The following is a 16,339-nucleotide window of genomic DNA, read 5'->3' on the forward strand; positions in this document are numbered from 1 at the left end:
CTGGATTCGGCAATCTCGAACCAGCGTGGCGTACACGCCCATAGAATCGTTTTCACTGACCGGAGACAGTTCATGGACCTGCGTTTCACAAGAGAAGAAGAAGCCTTTCGCGAGGAAGTCCGCGCCTTTGTGCAGGCCAGCCTGCCCGCCGACATCCGCGACAAGGTGCTGGGCCATCGCCGCGTGGAGAAGGACGACTATGTGCGCTGGCACCGCATCCTGCACGCCCGGGGCTGGGGGGCGCCGACGTGGCCCACCGAGTGGGGCGGCACGGGCTGGAACGCGCTGCAGCGCCTGATCTTCGAGATCGAGACCTTTCGCGCCGGCGCGCCGCGCATGCTGCCGTTCGGGCTGACGATGATCGGCCCCGTGCTGATGAAGTACGCCAGCGCCGAGCACAAGGCCCGCTTCCTGCCCCGCATCCCGACCGTGGAAGACTTCTGGTGTCAGGGCTATTCCGAGCCGGGCGCCGGCTCCGACCTGGCATCGCTGCGGACCCGCGCGGTGCGCAAGGGCGACAAGTACATCGTCAACGGTCAGAAGACCTGGACGACGATGGCCCACTTTGCCGACTGGATCTTCTGCCTCGTGCGCACGGACGCCGAGGCCAAGCCGCAGGAAGGCATCTCGATGCTGCTGATCGACATGAAGTCGCCCGGCGTGACGGTGCGGCCGATCAAGACGCTGGACGGCGGCCATGACGTGAACGAGACCTGGTTCGAGGACGTCGAGGTGCCGGTGGAAAACCTGCTGGGCGAGGAAAACAAGGGCTGGACCTACGCCAAGTACCTGCTGGGACACGAACGTACCGGCATTGCCGGCATCGGCCACTGCTATCGCGAGTTGCGCCAGTTGCGGCACTACGCGGCCGAGACCACCGACGGCCGGGGCCGCCCGCTGATCGAGGACCTGCGCATGCGCGACAAGATCGCCCGCGTGGAGATGGATCTGCTGGCGCTTGAAATGCTGCTGCTGCGCGTTGCCACCCAGGCAGCCGGCACGCCCGGTCCCGAGGCGTCGATCGTCAAGATTCGCGGTTCCGAACTGCAGCAGGACATTGCGATGCTGCAGATGGAAGTGGCTGGCCCGAATGGCTGGCCGTATTCGCCGGACTGGCTGGAGCCCGGCGTGCCGCAGCCCGTGAGCGGCCCGGACTGGGCCGCGCCCGCCGCATCCACCTATTACGACATGCGCAAGACCACGATCTACGGCGGCTCGACCGAAGTCCAGAAAAACATCATCTCGAAGATGATCATCGGTTTCTAACGCAGGGGACGACAGGCATGGATTTCACTTACAGCGAAGAACAGCAGATGCTGGCCGACAGCCTGCGCCGCTTTGTCGCATCCGAGTATTCGTTCGAACATCGCCGCCGCAATGCGCGCGAGCAGGGCGGCTTCGACCGCGCCACGTGGCGGCAACTGGCCGACATGGGCGTGCTGGGCTTGACCATTCCGGCGGACCACGGCGGTTTTGGCGAGGGCCCGGCCAGCCAGGTGGTGGTGCAACGCGAACTGGGCCGCGGGCTGGTGCAGGAGCCTGTGATTCCGGCGGCCATTGCCACGGCCATCCTGGCGCACCATGCGCCGGCCGCGCAGCAGGCCGAATGGCTGCCCGCCATCGCCGATGGCAGCAAGGTGCTGGCGCTGGCCTATCTGGAACCCGCCACGCGCTATCGGCTGGACGCGGCGCAGACCGCTGCGCGCCAGCGCGAGCCGAACGGCTACGTGCTGAGCGGCGCGAAGTCGGTGGTGTGGCATGGCGGTGCGGCCGATACCTACCTGGTCTCGGCAAAGCTCGATGGCACGCTGGCGCTGTTCCTGGTCAGCCGCGACGCGCCGGGGCTGACGGTGACCGCCTACCCGACCATCGACCGCCTGACCGGCGCGGACCTGAAGCTGACCGATGTGCCGGCCACGCTGGTCACCGTCAACGGGCTGCAGGGGCTGGAACTCGGCATCGACCACGGCATTGCCGCGCAGTGCGCGGCGGCGGCCGGCGCGATGGAGCGGCTGATCGAGATCACCGCCGAATACCTGGGTGCGCGCAAGCAGTTCGGCAAGCCGCTGGCATCGTTCCAGGCGCTGCAGCACCGCATGGCCGACATGCTGCTGCAGAAGGAACTGGCACTGTCGATGGCCTACGTGGCCGCGCAGGGGCTGGATGCCACCGACACCGACGAACGCCGCCGCAAGGTATCGGCCGCCAAGGTGGTCACCGCACGCGCGGCACGCTTTGTCGGCCAGCAGGCCGTGCAGCTGCATGGCGGCATGGGCATGACCGACGAACTCGAAGTTGGCGACTATTTCAAGGCGCTGGCCATGACCGATGTGCTGCTCGGCGACACCGACCTGCACATGGAACGCTACAACGCCTCCATGGCCCCTATCGCCCCCATCGCGGCCTGATCCGCACACCAGACATCAGAAGGAAGACACATCCATGAGCATCCATGGCAAGGCATACATCGTCGGGGCCTACGAGCACCCGACCCGCAAGGCACCGGACAAGACCGTGCCGCAACTGCACGCCGAGAGCGCCCGCGGCGCGCTGGAAGACGCCGGCCTGACGCTGGCCGACGTGGACGGCTACTTCTGCGCCGGTGACGCCCCCGGCCTGGGCATGGTCAACATGGTCGACTACCTGGGACTGAACGCGCGCCATGTGGATTCGAGCGAAATGGGCGGGTCGTCCTATATCGCGCACGTCTCGCACGCGGCGCAGGCGATTGCCGCCGGCAAGTGCAACGTGGCGCTGATCACGCTGGCCGGGCGTCCACGCTCGGAAGGCTCCAGCGGCACGCAGGCCCGCAACTGGGGCGCGAACCTGCCCGACCAGCCGTTCGAGGCGCCGTTCAGCCCCGTTACCGTCAACCTGTACGCGATGGTGGCGCAGCGCCATATGTACGAGTTCGGCACCACGCCCGAACAGCTGGCGTGGATCAAGGTGGCCGCCTCGCATCACGCACAGCACAACCCCAACGCGATGTTGCGTGAATTGGTGACGGTCGAGGACGTACTGAACTCGCCGATGATCTCCGATCCGCTGCATCGTCTGGACTGCTGCGTGGTATCCGACGGCGGCGGTGCGCTGGTGGTGGCGCGCCCCGAGATCGCGGCGAAGCTGAACCGGCCGAAGATCAAGGTGCTGGGCGCGGGCGAACACGTCAAGGGCCTGCTCGGCGGCCAGGTGGACCTGTCATGGTCGGCCGCACGCGTGTCCGGCGCGGCGGCCTTTGCCGAGGCTGGCGTCACCCCGTCCGATATCCAGTACGCATCGATCTACGACAGCTTCACCATCACCGTGCTGATGCAGCTCGAAGACCTGGGCTTCTGCAAGAAAGGCGAAGGCGGCAAGTTCGTGATGGACGGCAACCTGATCTCTGGCGTGGGCAAGCTGCCGGTCAACACCGATGGCGGCGGGCTGTGCAACAACCACCCGGCCAACCGCGGCGGCATCACCAAGGTGATCGAGGCCGTACGCCAGCTGCGCGGCGAGGCCCATCCGGCCGTGCAGGTCAAGAACTGCCAGCTTGCGCTGGCCCAGGGGACCGGCGGCTACATGGGATCGCGCCATGGCTCGGCCACCCTGATCCTGGAACGCGAATAAGCGCGAGGCTAACCATGACCACTCCCTACGTTCCCACCGTTCTCAAGTCCCCGGACGAACTGCCCGACAACGCGCCGTTCTGGCAAGCCGCCCGCGAAGGCCGCCTGCTGGTGCGCCACTGCAAGTCGTGCGGCAAGCCCCACTGGTATCCGCGTGCGTTGTGCCCGTTCTGCATGGGCGACACCGACTGGAAGGACGCCAGCGGCCTGGGCGAGATCTACTCGTTCAGCATCACCCGCCGCGCGGGCCCCAATCCGTTCTGCATCGCCTATGTGAAGCTCGATGAAGGCGTGACCATGCTCACCCATATCGTCGACACGGACCTGGACAGCGTGCGCATCGGGCAGCGTGTGAAGGTGCGCTTTGCCGAGACCGAAGGCGGCGCACCCGTGCCCGTCTTCGCGCCGGCCGAGGCGTCCTGAGCGGAGCAGCCGATGGCCATCCACTACCAGCACCTGCGCAAGCGCGCCTTTCCCCCGGTGCGCCAGCACTACACGATGCGCGACACCATGCTGTACGCGCTGAGCCTGGGCCTGGGCAACGACCCGATGAACGCGTCGGCCCTGCCCTTCGTCTACGAAGGCACGCCGGGCGGGCTGCGCGCGCTGCCGTCTCAGGCCGTGGTACTGGGCTATCCCGGCTTCTGGGCCCGCGAGCCCGATACCGGCATCGACTGGGTCAAGCTGTTGCACGGCGAGCAGCGGCTGCGGCTGCATCGCCCGCTGCCCGCCAATGCCGAGGTGGTGGGTCATAACCGCATCACCCACCTGACCGACAAGGGCGCAGGCAAAGGCGCCATCATGGTCACCGAGCGCCGGCTGGAAACCGTGCAAGGCGAGTTGCTGGCCACCATCCAGCAAGTGTCGTTCCTGCGCGGCGACGGCGGCTACAGCACGCTCGATGGCGGCCAACCCAGCGACGAACCGCTGCCCGCACTGCGCCCGGTGCCCGAAGACCGGCCGCCCGATTTCGTCGATACCCAGCCCACGCGCCCCGAGGCGGCGCTGCTGTACCGCCTGATGGGCGACTTCAATCCGCTGCACGCCGATCCTGCCGTGGCCGGCGCAGCCGGATTCGAGCGGCCGATCCTGCATGGCCTGGCCAGCTACGGGCTGGTGGCCCACGCATTGCTGCGGCAATGTGCGGGCCACGACCCGGCACGGCTGCGCGCGTTCGATATCCGCTTTGCCGCGCCGGTGTTCCCCGGTGAGACGCTGGTGACGGAGATCTGGCGCGACCCGCAACATGCCGGCCAGTTCCAGCTGCGCGCCAGGGTGCTGGAGCGCGACAAGGTCGTGCTCAGCCATGGCTGGGCCGAGATCGCCTGATTGCCCGCCCCGCCGAATTCGCCTGATTTCTTCGCTATGACCGCTTCCAACGAACCTACCTCCGGCCTGCCGCCGCCGTCGCGGCAGACCGGCGCCCTCAGCCATCTGCGCGTACTGGACCTCTCGCGCGTGCTGGCGGGTCCATGGTGTACGCAGAACCTGGCCGACATGGGCGCCGACGTCATCAAGATCGAAAAGCCCGGCGCTGGCGACGACACCCGGCATTGGGGGCCGCCGTACCTCGATGGCGATGATGGTCCCACGCGCCAGGCCAGCTACTTCGCGGCGTGCAACCGCAACAAACGATCTGTGACCGTGGACATCGCCACGGCCGAGGGCCAGAAGCTGGTGCGCGAACTGGCGCAGCAGAGCGACGTGGTCATCGAGAACTACAAGACCGGCAGCCTCAAGCGCTACGGGCTCGACTACGAGACGCTCAGCGCGCTGAATCCGCGCCTGGTCTACTGCTCGATTACCGGGTTCGGCCAGACCGGTCCTTATGCCGCACGGCCCGGTTACGACCTGCTGGTGCAGGCCATGAGCGGGCTGATGAGCATCACGGGCCAGCCCGATGGCGAACCGGGCGGCGGCCCATTGCGCGTGGGCGTGGCGGTGATCGACGTGTTCACGGGCATGTATGCCACCACGGCCATCCTTGGCGCGATCGAGGCGCGCCACCACACCGGGCGCGGCCAGCAGATCGACATCGCGCTGCTCGACGTGGCCATGGCGGTACTGGCCAACCAGGGCGCCGGCTACCTGAACGCCGGCGTCGTGCCGACGCGGCAGGGCAATGTGCATCCGAGCGTGGTGCCATACCAGGACTTTCCGACCCGGGACGGCAACATGCTGCTGGCCATCGGCAATGACGGCCAGTTTGCGCGTTTCTGCGAGGTGGCCGATGTCGACTGGGCACGCGACGAGCGTTACGCCACCAACAGCGCCCGCGTCGCCCATCGCGACACGCTGATTCCGATGATGTGCGATGTCACGCGCGCCAGGCCTACCCACGAATGGATCGGCCTGCTCGAGGCGGCGTCGGTGCCCTGCGGTCCGATCAACGACATCGGGCAGGCGTTCGCCGACGCGCATGTGCAGCATCGCGGGCTGCGCGTGGAGCAGTATCGCTATGCGACGTCCGACCGTCCAGAGGCCGACACCGTGAACCGGATCCGCTCCACCGCCAGTCCGCTACGATTGTCCGATACGCCGCCCACGCTGCGCCACGCGCCGCCTGCGCTGGGCCAGCACACGGACGAAGTGCTGCGCGAATGCCTGGGGCTTGGGCCGCAGGCCGTGGCGGACCTGCGCGCCAAGGGCGTGCTCTAGCCGGCTGCCGACATGCGGCTCAGCATCGAGTCGGCGTCGCACCTGCGCCTGGCGCGGCTGGCGCCGGCGTTTCCGGTCACGGTCACGGCCACGCGTGGCACGGCCGTTTTACGGCGCGACGGATTCGATCGCATGCTGGTACCGGGCCTGCCGTGCAGGGTCGAACCGTTCCAGGGCTTCGACCTGCTGGTGGACGGCACCATGGCGCAGCCAGCCGGCTGTCGGATCGACATCGCGCCGGCGACTGACCATTCCGACCACGCGCTGCTGCATCGCGTGCTGTCGCGGCGCATCTTCCTGCAACCCGATCTGCCATGGCGTGCCGAATTCGCTGCCGGCTTGCTCGGCCTGCCGCCCGAACATATCCGGCGCGCATTGTTTGCGGAAGGTGCGGCCTTCGGAGACCTGTGCCGGACGCAGCGGCTGATGCGGCTGCTGTTCGAGGCACCGCACGGGCGCGCCGGCCTGCCGTCGCTGAAACGCCGCGTTGGCTGGCCGCCGGGCCATGACGTGGAAGCATCATTCCATGACAGATTCGGCATCACGCTCGATCTGCTGCGGCACGCCACGGCCACCCACGATGCGCGACGCCGGGCGGGCCAGCCCGTAAGGGTTCCGCAGCCTGCCGCGCACTATTGGCCCAGCCTATCCCCCGCATAACAAACCGGTCTTGGACGCTATACCCGGAAAGGCGGATCATCGCAGTCAACGGTTTCCCCCACCCCCGGAGTCTTTGATGAAGTCCGCCCTGCTCGCCCTGTGTGGCGCAGCCTCCCTCCTTGCCTCGCTGTCCGCCGTTGCCGGTCCCGACTTTGCCGTGATCGAGCGCGCGCGCGCCAACGCCCATCAGCGTCAGCAGGTCAGGCCCGCCGCATGCCATTGCGACATCGCGACCGGCCCAGGTACCGGCGTAGCCACCACCCCCGCCATCCCATCGGCCAGCGCGCCGAAGGCTGCTCTCGCGCCGATCCATACGAGCTGACACCGCCGGCAGGCAAGTTCCCGCGCAGGCTCCCGTCAGCGCCGCGGCACGGCCCGCTTCGGCCACGAAGTCGATGAACCGACGCACACGCTGAATCTCCTAAGTCGCTTTTCGAAAACATTCACTTCGGCGCTGGCGGGCAATCGGGGAATATCGGTGCCATCCGCATCGATCCCCAGGAATCCAGCCACCCATGTCCGCCTGCGGCAGCCAGCGCGGCGCCACCGTCCGACTGTCCCTGCGCCACAGGCTGGCCAGCCTGACGGCGGCGGCGGCGCTCGCCCTGCCGGGCATTGCCCACGCGTGGACGGCGGGCGGCAGCGGCGGCGCCGCGGCCGCCACGGCGTCGCCCGATACGCATTCGGGTCCGTATCGCGGCATCGTGGGCCCGGTGGGAACACCGGAACCCGCGCCGGCCGAGCCGCCGCTATGGGACCGCGCGCTGCCCTTCTTCGCCCAGCGCGTGATCGACAAGGGCTACAACCTGCCCAATCCGTACGACATCGGCTATTCGTACTTCGACGGCTACCAGCGTTACCAGCTTAGCGACCTGCAGGTATCGGCCGGCAGCAATCCGCTGCGTGCGGCCGATTTCGTCCAGTTCCAGCAATCGCGCATCCACAACACCTCGAACCAGGTGCAGGTGGGGGCCTGGCTGTTTCCGTTCATGAATGTGTACGGGATCGTCGGCAACGTGCAGGGCAGCGGATCGATCGACATCGGTTTTTCGTCGCTGACCGATCTGGAACGCTTCTTCGGCATCAACGTCGGCTGTGGCGGGCGCCGGCCACAGGCGGCTTGCAGCCAGCCGATCAAGCTGCCCACCCAGCACGCCAACTACAGCGGGCACACCTATGGCGGCGGATTCACGCTGGTAGGCACTTACAGGCAGCTGTTCTTTTCGCTGCCGGTGACGTACACGGTGGCGGACATTACCATGTCCGAGACGCCCATCAAGTCGATCAACATCGGGCCCCGCGTGGGCTGGAATATCCGGCTGGGCCATGGGCTGGGCCTGCTGACCCCGTATGTCGGCGCCACGTACTTTCGCACGCGCGCCACCATCACCGGGCATTTCGACGTGCCGCTGCCCGACACCGACGGCCAGACCGCACGGCTGAACTACCAGATCGGCGAGCATGTGACGGGGTACTGGAGCGGCTCTGTCGGCGCCAGCTGGACGATCAACCGCAGCTTTGGCCTGCTGATGGAGGTGGGCTATGGCTACAACCGCAACAACATCATCGCCACCGGGTTCTTCCGGTTCTGACGACCATGCGCGCCGCCCCGCTTCCGGCCTCTCTGTGCACGATGCTGCTGGCAGTCTGCGCCGGCAGCGCGGGGGCGCAGACGTCCACCGCCGACGTGGCGCCGGAGCCCCGGCCCGAGCCGGAGCACGTGAGCTGGATCGACAAGGTGCTGAACAAGCTCGGCGCGTCGAAGGAAGTGGACCTGAGCCATGGCATCGACTGGGGCGTGCTGCCCGGACCGTTCTACAACCCCGAGATGGGACTGGGCGTCGGGGCCGCCGCGGTGGGCCTTTACAAGCCGAAGAACGCCGAGAAGGACACGCAACTGTCGACGCTGAACCTGCACGGCTTTCTGACCACGTCGGGTGCGGTGGGAATCGGCGTGGACAACAACACGTTCTTTGCCGACGACAGCTATCGCTTTGTCTTCAGCGGCGCCCTGATCAACATGCCGACCTCGTACTGGGGCATCGGCTACGACAACGCCATCAACGACGCCAACAAGGAAGGCTACACGGGGCGCGGCATCGTGGTGCAGCCCCGCGTCATGGTGCGGGTGCGCCCCAATATCTACGTGGGCGGCGGCTACGATTTCGAGTATGACAATGCCGCCCAGCTGGAGCGCGGCGCCAGCAGCGCACTGGCCACCGACCCGCACGGCACGCGGGTGCTCAGCAGCGGCCTGACCGCGCATTTCTCGTACGACACGCGCGACTTCCTGCCCAACCCCTACAAGGGCCAGGCGCTGCTGGTCAATGGCACGGTCTACCGGCGCGCCATCGGCAGCGACAACGATTTCGAATCGCTGGAAATCATCTACGACAACTACTTCCGGATGCGCGATCGCGATGTGCTGGCCTTCGACCTCTACGGCAAGTTCAACTGGGGCGATGTGCCCTGGAGCATGATGTCCAAGCTCGGCGACAACCGGCGCATGCGCGGCTATTTCATGGGCCAGTATCGCGACAAGGCCATGCTGACCGCGCAGGTGGAATACCGCTGGCATATCGCCGGGCGCCAGGGCATGGTGTTCTGGGCCGGCACCGGCGCCATCGCCGGCAACCCCGGCGCCCTGACGTCGGCCCACTGGCTGCCGAACGCGGGCGTGGGCTACCGCTTCGAGTTCAAGCCACGCGTCAACGTGCGGTTCGACGTCGGCGTCGGCCGCAGCACCAAGGGCGTCTACTTCCAGATCAACGAGGCGTTCTGAACACCCGGGATCTTCGAGGCACAGGAAAACGCCGCGGACCCTTCGGCCCGCGGCGCCGTGAGGCCTGACGGCAGCCGGAATTACTTGCCCAGCTTCATGCTCGTGGGGTCGGCCGTCAGGTAACCGACCGAGGCGCCCAGGCCGTTCTTGTAGTTGGCGAACACCAGCGGCTCCACCTGCGCCTTGACCTGCGCCTTGATGCCGTCGCCAGCATGCTGGAAGTTGCTCATGATGTACGTCCAGCCGTTGATCTCGTCCACGGCGTGCAGGCCCGTCGATTCCGCACCGGCCGGCACCGACATCAGGCGCGACAGCTTCTTCGTGTCGACGTTGTACGCCCACAGGAAGTTGTTGGTGTGGCGGCTGCTGTCCTCGCCGATGAACAGCGTGCGCAGCTTTTCCGAGAACTTCAGGTTGTCCGGGTTGCCGATGGTTTCCGGGTCCGCCGTATTGCCCAGCGCGTCAGCCGTGATGTCCTTGCCGACGATCAGCGCCTGGGTATGCACCGGCATCCATTCGCTGTTGATGGGGGCGCCGCCCGTGTCCTTCTGGCCGCCGGCCAGCTTGTGCTGCAGTACGCCGCCCGAGTTGATGGCAGCCGGCACGCTGATGCCGCTCTCGGCGTACCAGCCCTTGGCCGTGTTGTTGACCACCATCGAATCGACGATGTTCTGCAGCGCAGAGTAGGCGATCTTGTCCTTGATGTTGACCGTGGTGCCTTCCATCTTGGTGAAGCCCATGCTGCCGCCCTTCAGCGCTGCGTAGCGGTGGGTTTCCAGGAATGCGGCGACCAGCTCCTTGCCCGGCTTGACGCGCACCCACTGCGCCGCACCGCTGAGCATGATCTTCGTGTACGTGCTGTCCGACGGATCGGTAGCCGAGTAGTCCATGATGTCGGCGAACGTGTGCGACTTGGCCCAGGCTTCCACCTGCGCGCTCGTGGCATGGCCCAGCTTGATCCAGGTAAGGTCGGCACCGGGTGCGGCGGGGTCCACCGAGAAGCCCGAACCCACCTTGGCCACGTAGAGCGTACCGGCGGACAGGTCCTTTTCCTGGTCGGCGACGAACACGAACAGGCCGCTGTTGGTGGCGTCGTCGCCCATCAGCACGGTGCGGTTGTCAGGCATCACCTGCACCAACTCGTGCGAGATACGGCCCACGCAGTAGTGCTTCTTGATCGAGCCCGTGCCGTCGGGGTTGACCGTGACTTCCGGCAGATGGCCGTACAGGTAGGGGTTGAACTTGATCGTCGAGGTGCCGTACAGGTTCAGCGCATAGTCGATGCACTGCTGGTTCGTGTCGGCAGTGCGCGCGTCCGGCTCGTACTCTTCGCTCGACAGGTGGGTGTTCCACGGCGACAGGCTGGCGCCGCAGGTGATCCACAGGCCGTTGGCGCCCGACGTGTCCACGTTGTGGTATTTCACCAGCGTCAGCTTGCCGGTGGCGGGGTCCTGGTCCAGCGTCAGCACGGCGATCGGGGACGGCAGGCGGCCGTACATGTCCTTGGCCTTGGCCTGGTCCCATGTCGTGTATTCGAACTGCACCACGGCGAAGACCGTGTTGCCCTTCACGCCGGCGACCTTGGCGCCGTCGATCTTCAGCAGGGACGTGCCGTCCGGCGAGTCGGAGAAAAACTGCCTGTTGCCGCTCACCGACGGATCGATGATCGGGCTGTTATTGATGTTGAAGTAGCCGCCGGCCAGGATCTGGCCACCATTGCCATCCGGCACCATGTCGCCGGTCATGAAGAACGGCTGGTACGCCAGCTTGTAGGTCTGCGTGCTGCCGTCGCTGAGCTTCACCGACAGGCTGGAGCCGACCGTGGTCGTGGCCATCGCGGCCGGGTTGCTCAGCGAAGGCGCGGCCATGCCCGTGAACTCGGCCGAAACGAAGCTCGGCGTGACGGTGCCCGGGGGCGTGGTAGCGCCCGGGGTCACGGCTGCAGGCGCATCGTCGCCGCCGCCGCAACCCGCCAGCAGCGAGGTGGAAGCCAGGCCCAGCGGCAGCATCGGCGCGCCGGCCAGGAGTTTCAGGGCCTTGCGGCGCGAAGCGTCAGGTTTTTCGAACATCTGTATGGTTCCCGTCTGGTTGTTATCGAACGCGCCATGCCCATGGCCGGCCATTCGCGCTTGTGAGGTCGGCGGCACAAGACCGCGCCGGAACGCATCCTATGGACGGTTTATGACAACAAGTTGAACCCGACGTGAATGACTCATACATCCAACACCCGGTTGCATGTCCCGCCGAGGGGGCGGTACAAATCGCAGGCAAAAAAAAAACGCCGCAGCCAGGGTCTGGCCGCAGCGTGTCAATTCGCCGGTCCGCACGACACCCACTATGTCGCCCGTTGCACCCCATTTCTGGTTCGACCGGCTTGTCCTTTCATGGCAGAGGAAAACCGCCACCGGGACGGATCGTAGTGGCCAACCATGTCGGCCGCATGACAACGTGTCTTGACATATGACCAGGCCAATCCATGGCTGATGTTTTGCCCGGCAAAGGGGTAAGCGGGGCCGTCGAATGGCTGCCAGAGTGTTGTGAAAATCAAACGGATACAGGAAACCTCTGCGGATTTTTTCTCATGAGCACCAGAAATTCAGGTATTTGCGGAATATGTCATCTTTAGCCTATTGAAGTGATCAATCCGGGGGGATATGGTTCTGCGCATAATATTTTCCACGGCAATATATGCAACTCCGTGCATATATTGTTCGCCCCAGCCGGAAAAACAATGATCCATGCCATGACGGAACGCAGGCTGCGTCTCCAGCCGCCCTCATTCCCGGCCCCTTCAGGCCATGCCGGCGCGCGTTCGCGTGCCCGGTTCCGTTTATCCGTTTGTAGCAACCCGTAGCAACCGTCGCCATTTCCGGGCCAAAACGTCTCTGAAAGCCCGGCATGGCGACAACCTCTGGAGGTCATCCGCACCGAGGGTGTGACGGGGTCAACCGACGGGCCAGCCAGACCCGGCGGACGCGCCAGACTGCACGGACGGATTACCGAGGATCCACGACTGGAGAACATCCAATGAGCAGTGTTATGAATGAAGGCGGCATGGCGTCCCAAGGGCCGGCGCCGTTCTTCTCGAAGGAAGCGACCTACGCCAAGCCGGGATTTTCCCGCTGGATGGTCCCGCCTGCCGCGCTGGCGGTCCATCTCTGTATCGGTCAGGCCTATGCATTCTCGGTATTCAATGCCCCGCTTTCCAAGGTGATCGGCATTACCGAATCCGCGGCTGACGACTGGAAGCTGACCACGCTGGGCTGGATTTTCTCGCTGGCGATTTTCTTCCTGGGCATTTCGGCCGCATTTGCCGGCAAATGGCTGGAGCGCGTCGGCCCCCGGCGCACGATGTTCACGGCGGCCTGCTGCTTTGGCGGCGGCTTCCTGATTTCGGCGCTGGGCGTCTATACCCACCAGATCGTCCTGCTTTACCTGGGCTACGGCGTGCTGGGCGGCATCGGGCTGGGCCTGGGCTATGTGTCGCCGGTGTCGACGCTGATCCGCTGGTTCCCGGACCGCCGCGGCATGGCAACCGGCATGGCCATCATGGGCTTTGGCGGCGGCGCGATGATTGCCGCGCCGCTGTCCGTGGCGCTGATGAACTACTTCAAGAGCGCCACCTCGGTGGGCGTGACCCAGACCTTCCTGGTCATGGGCGTGGGCTACTTCATCTCGATGACCATCGGCTCGCTGGCGATCCGCGTCCCGCCGCCGGGCTGGAAGCCGGAAGGCTGGACCCCGCCCGTGGTCGAGAACAAGATGATCACGCGTAACCACGTGCATATCGACGAGGCACTGAAGACGCCGCAGTTCTATCTGCTGTGGCTGGTGCTGTTCCTGAACGTGACGGCCGGTATCGGCGTGCTCGGCCAGGCGTCGCTTCTGATCCAGGAAAGCTTCAAGGGCAGCGTGACCGCCGCGGCCGCCGCCGGCTTCGTGGGCCTGCTGTCGCTGTTCAACATGGGTGGCCGCTTCTTCTGGGCCTCGTCGTCGGACTGGATCGGCCGCAAGAACACCTACTTCGTGTTCTTCGCGCTGGGCGCCGTGCTGTACTGGCTGGTGCCGCAACTGGGCGCCAGCGGCAATATCGCGCTGTTCGTGCTGGGCTACTGCGTGATCATGTCGATGTACGGCGGCGGTTTCGCCACCATCCCGGCCTACCTGGCCGACATGTTCGGTACCGCCTTCGTGGGCGGCATCCACGGCCGTCTGCTGACCGCCTGGGCCGCCGCAGGCATCGCCGGCCCGGTGCTGGTGAACTACATCCGCGAATACCAGGTGGCGCACGGCGTGACCGGCGCCCAGGCCTATGCCATGACGCTGCACATCATGGCCGGCCTGCTGGTGGTGGGTTTCATCTGCAACCTGCTGGTGTCGCGCGTCAACGCGAAGCACCACATGAGCGATGCCGACGTGGCCGGGCTGGGTGCCAGTGCCGGCGCGGCCCACTGATCAGGAGTCATGCAAATGGAAAACCAGAACCTCAGCGCACAACCGACCAACAAGGCACTGCTGGCCGCCTTCTGGCTCTACGTGCTGGTCCCGCTGGTGTGGGGTGTGTCGAACACCATCACCCAGGCGATGAAGCTGTTCCAGTAAGCGTCTGCCCGCCCTGGGCAAGCAACGAAGGCCGCAAGCGATTGCGGCCTTTTTTGTTTTTTGCGGCATCGCACGGCGGGAATGCTGCATTCCGCACGCGAGCCTTGCACATTGCCGCCGGCTTCATACACTTGACGGGCCTACCTACCCTGGAGTTCACATGAAGATCGACCTGTCGGGCAAGACCGCCCTGGTAACCGGATCCACCGCCGGCATCGGCTTTGCCACGGCGCGCGGCCTGGCCGGCTCGGGCGCACGCGTGATTCTCAACGGCCGCAGCCAGGCCAGTGTCGACAAGGCCATCGCGGCGCTGAACGCCGCCGTGCCCGGTGCCGACGTGGCTGGCTTTGCGGGCGACCTGGTCGATGCCGCCGTCTGCGACACGCTCGTCAGGACCCATCCCGACATCGACATCCTGGTGAACAATCTTGGCATCTTCCAGCCGCAGGACTTCTTCGAGATCCCGGACAGCGAATGGTCGCGCTTCTTCGAAGTCAACGTGCTGACCGGGGTGCGGCTGTCGCGTGCCTATGCGCCGGGCATGGTCCAGCGCAAGTGGGGCCGCATCGTGTTCGTGGCCTCGGAGTCGGGCGTCAATATCCCGGTGGAGATGATCCACTACGGGTTCACCAAGACCGCCCAGCTGGCGGTGTCGCGCGGGCTGGCCAAGCGGCTGGCCGGCACCGGCGTGACGGTCAATTCGGTGCTGCCCGGCCCCACGCTGTCCGAGGGCGTCGAAGCCATGCTCAAGGATGACATCGCAAGGACCGGCAAATCGGCCGAAGAGGTGGCCGCCGATTTCGTCAAGGCGCACCGCAGCACCTCGCTGATCCAGCGTGCGGCCACGGTCGACGAGGTGGCCAACATGATCGTCTACGCGTGCTCCACGCAGGCGTCGGCCACTACGGGCGCCGCGCTGCGCGTGGATGGCGGCGTGGTCGATACGATCCTCTGAACGGCAGACCTGGCCTGGACGCCTACCCCCTTCGGTGGCGTACCAGCGCGGCCATGGCGGCCGATGCGCCCACCACCAGCGCCGTCGTCAGGATCGGATGGCGGGTGGAGGCCGTATAGGGACACGATTTCATGGTCCGGCGGTCTCCGGTCCGCTCTATCAGACTGTTGCCGGCGGCGTGCAGCGCGTTGTCGTCGCGCGGCCCCGCCGGCATGTCGGTCTGCTGGGCGCGGCCCATGAAGCGCCGCATGAAGCGGTCGAACGCGTGCGGCGCGTAGTACGCCGCTGCCGAGTATGCCTTGGCCGATGCCCCCACGAACAAGTCGCGGCGCGGGTGTTCCGCGGCAAACAGGATCGCCTCGGCGGCCATCGATGGATCGTAGAGCGGCGACGCCTGCCTCGGCTCCACGTGGAGGAAGTTTTTCGCGTGGGTGACGATGGGCGTATCCATGCCCGCTGCCTTGATCAGCGTGACCGACACCGGCGCCTTTTCCTGCTCGAGTTCCAGCCGCAGCGTGTCGGTAAAGCCCTTGATCGCATGCTGCGACGCCACATACGCGCTTTGCAGCGGCAGCGGACAGTCGCACGACTCGCTACCCATGTTGATGATGGCGCCGCCGTTCTGGCGCAGGTGCGCCACGGCGGCCAGCGATCCGTGCACGACGCCCCAGTAGTTCGTTTCGAAAAGCCGCCGGTGATCTTCGAGCGGCACATCGTCGTGGCGGCCGAAGATCGTCACGCCCGCGTTGTTGATCCAGGTATCGAAGCCGCCGAAACGGTCAATGGCCGCCTGCGCGACCGCGGCCACGTCCTCGTGCTTGCCGACATCGGCCGCGACGGTGATGACTTCGGTGCCGTGTTCGCGAAGTTCCTCGGCCAGTTTCTGCAAGGCATCCTCGCCGCGCGCCACCAGCACCAGCCGGGCGCCCAGGGCGGCAGCCTTGCGCGCGGTGATAAGTCCCACGCCGCTCGTGGCGCCCGTCAGCACGATGACCTGCGAGCCAATCTTCTTCAGCGTCTTCATGTTGCCTCTCTAGCTGGGGTGGAATGGATCGGGCCCGAGCCCGTTGCTGC

The 16,339-nt window shown here is 66.0% G+C and carries 15 protein-coding genes; 13 read left to right on the forward strand and 2 right to left on the reverse strand.

Features of this window, described 5'->3' with window-relative positions; all coding sequences use genetic code 11:
* Positions 1-72: 72 nt before the first annotated feature.
* The 10 genes from D9X30_RS15530 to D9X30_RS15575 all read left to right on the forward strand — a co-directional run bounded on the left by D9X30_RS15530 (position 73) and on the right by D9X30_RS15575 (position 9,708).
* Entirely contained in the window at positions 73-1,266 is a 1,194-nt protein-coding gene (locus D9X30_RS15530) for an acyl-CoA dehydrogenase family protein (RefSeq protein ID WP_153949421.1), read from the forward strand.
* A 17-nt stretch (positions 1,267-1,283) separates the two neighbouring features.
* Complete coding sequence (locus tag D9X30_RS15535; protein WP_153949420.1) at positions 1,284-2,408, forward strand: acyl-CoA dehydrogenase family protein; 1,125 nt, start codon at positions 1,284-1,286, stop codon at positions 2,406-2,408.
* Between the two features lie 34 nt (positions 2,409-2,442).
* Positions 2,443-3,609 carry a thiolase family protein gene (locus D9X30_RS15540; protein WP_153949419.1) on the forward strand — a complete coding sequence of 389 codons (1,167 nt, stop codon included), beginning with the start codon at positions 2,443-2,445 and terminating at the stop codon, positions 3,607-3,609.
* A 14-nt stretch (positions 3,610-3,623) separates the two neighbouring features.
* A complete protein-coding gene (locus D9X30_RS15545; RefSeq protein WP_153949418.1) occupies positions 3,624-4,031 on the forward strand; it encodes a Zn-ribbon domain-containing OB-fold protein in 408 nt (135 codons plus the stop codon).
* A 12-nt stretch (positions 4,032-4,043) separates the two neighbouring features.
* Positions 4,044-4,937, forward strand: coding sequence for a MaoC family dehydratase (locus tag D9X30_RS15550; protein WP_153949417.1), 894 nt, complete (start codon positions 4,044-4,046; stop codon positions 4,935-4,937).
* Positions 4,938-4,973: 36 nt separating this feature from the next.
* The gene (locus tag D9X30_RS15555; protein WP_153949416.1) at positions 4,974-6,266 is read left to right on the forward strand and encodes a CaiB/BaiF CoA transferase family protein; all 1,293 of its coding nucleotides are present in this window, start codon (positions 4,974-4,976) and stop codon (positions 6,264-6,266) included.
* A 12-nt stretch (positions 6,267-6,278) separates the two neighbouring features.
* A complete protein-coding gene (locus D9X30_RS15560; RefSeq protein ID WP_153949415.1) occupies positions 6,279-6,926 on the forward strand; it encodes an AraC family transcriptional regulator in 648 nt (215 codons plus the stop codon).
* Positions 6,927-7,002: 76 nt separating this feature from the next.
* Positions 7,003-7,248, forward strand: a complete 246-nt coding sequence (locus tag D9X30_RS15565) for a hypothetical protein (protein ID WP_153949414.1) — start codon at positions 7,003-7,005, stop codon at positions 7,246-7,248.
* Between the two features lie 193 nt (positions 7,249-7,441).
* On the forward strand, positions 7,442-8,518 hold the full coding sequence (locus D9X30_RS15570; protein WP_228771040.1) for a hypothetical protein: 1,077 nt from the start codon (positions 7,442-7,444) through the stop codon (positions 8,516-8,518).
* 41 nt (positions 8,519-8,559) lie between these two features.
* Positions 8,560-9,708, forward strand: coding sequence for a BamA/TamA family outer membrane protein (locus D9X30_RS15575; RefSeq protein WP_228771039.1), 1,149 nt, complete (start codon positions 8,560-8,562; stop codon positions 9,706-9,708).
* An 80-nt stretch (positions 9,709-9,788) separates the two neighbouring features.
* On the opposite strand, the gene D9X30_RS15580 is transcribed toward D9X30_RS15575, so the two are convergent.
* The gene (locus D9X30_RS15580) at positions 9,789-11,777 is read right to left on the reverse strand and encodes a PhoX family protein (protein ID WP_153949412.1); all 1,989 of its coding nucleotides are present in this window, start codon (positions 11,775-11,777) and stop codon (positions 9,789-9,791) included.
* Between the two features lie 958 nt (positions 11,778-12,735).
* Between D9X30_RS15580 and D9X30_RS15585 the strand changes: the two genes are divergently transcribed.
* The 3 genes from D9X30_RS15585 (at position 12,736) to D9X30_RS15595 (ending at position 15,265) form a co-directional block, all read left to right on the forward strand.
* Positions 12,736-14,163: an L-lactate MFS transporter gene (locus D9X30_RS15585; protein WP_153949411.1), complete on the forward strand. Its 1,428-nt coding sequence runs from the start codon at positions 12,736-12,738 to the stop codon at positions 14,161-14,163.
* A 15-nt stretch (positions 14,164-14,178) separates the two neighbouring features.
* Positions 14,179-14,310: an MFS transporter small subunit gene (locus tag D9X30_RS15590; RefSeq protein ID WP_153949410.1), complete on the forward strand. Its 132-nt coding sequence runs from the start codon at positions 14,179-14,181 to the stop codon at positions 14,308-14,310.
* A 160-nt stretch (positions 14,311-14,470) separates the two neighbouring features.
* On the forward strand, positions 14,471-15,265 hold the full coding sequence (locus D9X30_RS15595; RefSeq protein ID WP_153949409.1) for an SDR family NAD(P)-dependent oxidoreductase: 795 nt from the start codon (positions 14,471-14,473) through the stop codon (positions 15,263-15,265).
* A gap of 22 nt (positions 15,266-15,287) precedes the next feature.
* Here the strand turns inward: D9X30_RS15595 and D9X30_RS15600 are convergent, their stop codons facing one another.
* Entirely contained in the window at positions 15,288-16,289 is a 1,002-nt protein-coding gene (locus D9X30_RS15600; RefSeq protein ID WP_153949408.1) for an SDR family oxidoreductase, read from the reverse strand.
* Positions 16,290-16,339: the final 50 nt, after the last annotated feature.

This window comes from Cupriavidus sp. U2, from assembly GCF_009663685.2.
Taxonomy (GTDB): domain Bacteria; phylum Pseudomonadota; class Gammaproteobacteria; order Burkholderiales; family Burkholderiaceae; genus Cupriavidus; species Cupriavidus necator_C.

What these genes read in the sequence shown, in the direction of transcription:
- D9X30_RS15530 (WP_153949421.1), top strand. Translation starts at nt 73, where the DNA reads ATGGACCTGCGTTTCACAAGAGAAGAAGAAGCCTTTCGCGAGGAAGTC.
- D9X30_RS15535 (WP_153949420.1), top strand. Translation starts at nt 1,284, where the DNA reads ATGGATTTCACTTACAGCGAAGAACAGCAGATGCTGGCCGACAGCCTG.
- D9X30_RS15540 (WP_153949419.1), top strand. Translation starts at nt 2,443, where the DNA reads ATGAGCATCCATGGCAAGGCATACATCGTCGGGGCCTACGAGCACCCG.
- D9X30_RS15545 (WP_153949418.1), top strand. Translation starts at nt 3,624, where the DNA reads ATGACCACTCCCTACGTTCCCACCGTTCTCAAGTCCCCGGACGAACTG.
- D9X30_RS15550 (WP_153949417.1), top strand. Translation starts at nt 4,044, where the DNA reads ATGGCCATCCACTACCAGCACCTGCGCAAGCGCGCCTTTCCCCCGGTG.
- D9X30_RS15555 (WP_153949416.1), top strand. Translation starts at nt 4,974, where the DNA reads ATGACCGCTTCCAACGAACCTACCTCCGGCCTGCCGCCGCCGTCGCGG.
- D9X30_RS15560 (WP_153949415.1), top strand. Translation starts at nt 6,279, where the DNA reads ATGCGGCTCAGCATCGAGTCGGCGTCGCACCTGCGCCTGGCGCGGCTG.
- D9X30_RS15565 (WP_153949414.1), top strand. Translation starts at nt 7,003, where the DNA reads ATGAAGTCCGCCCTGCTCGCCCTGTGTGGCGCAGCCTCCCTCCTTGCC.
- D9X30_RS15570 (WP_228771040.1), top strand. Translation starts at nt 7,442, where the DNA reads ATGTCCGCCTGCGGCAGCCAGCGCGGCGCCACCGTCCGACTGTCCCTG.
- D9X30_RS15575 (WP_228771039.1), top strand. Translation starts at nt 8,560, where the DNA reads ATGCTGCTGGCAGTCTGCGCCGGCAGCGCGGGGGCGCAGACGTCCACC.
- D9X30_RS15580 (WP_153949412.1), bottom strand. Translation starts at nt 11,777, where the DNA reads ATGTTCGAAAAACCTGACGCTTCGCGCCGCAAGGCCCTGAAACTCCTG.
- D9X30_RS15585 (WP_153949411.1), top strand. Translation starts at nt 12,736, where the DNA reads ATGAGCAGTGTTATGAATGAAGGCGGCATGGCGTCCCAAGGGCCGGCG.
- D9X30_RS15590 (WP_153949410.1), top strand. Translation starts at nt 14,179, where the DNA reads ATGGAAAACCAGAACCTCAGCGCACAACCGACCAACAAGGCACTGCTG.
- D9X30_RS15595 (WP_153949409.1), top strand. Translation starts at nt 14,471, where the DNA reads ATGAAGATCGACCTGTCGGGCAAGACCGCCCTGGTAACCGGATCCACC.
- D9X30_RS15600 (WP_153949408.1), bottom strand. Translation starts at nt 16,289, where the DNA reads ATGAAGACGCTGAAGAAGATTGGCTCGCAGGTCATCGTGCTGACGGGC.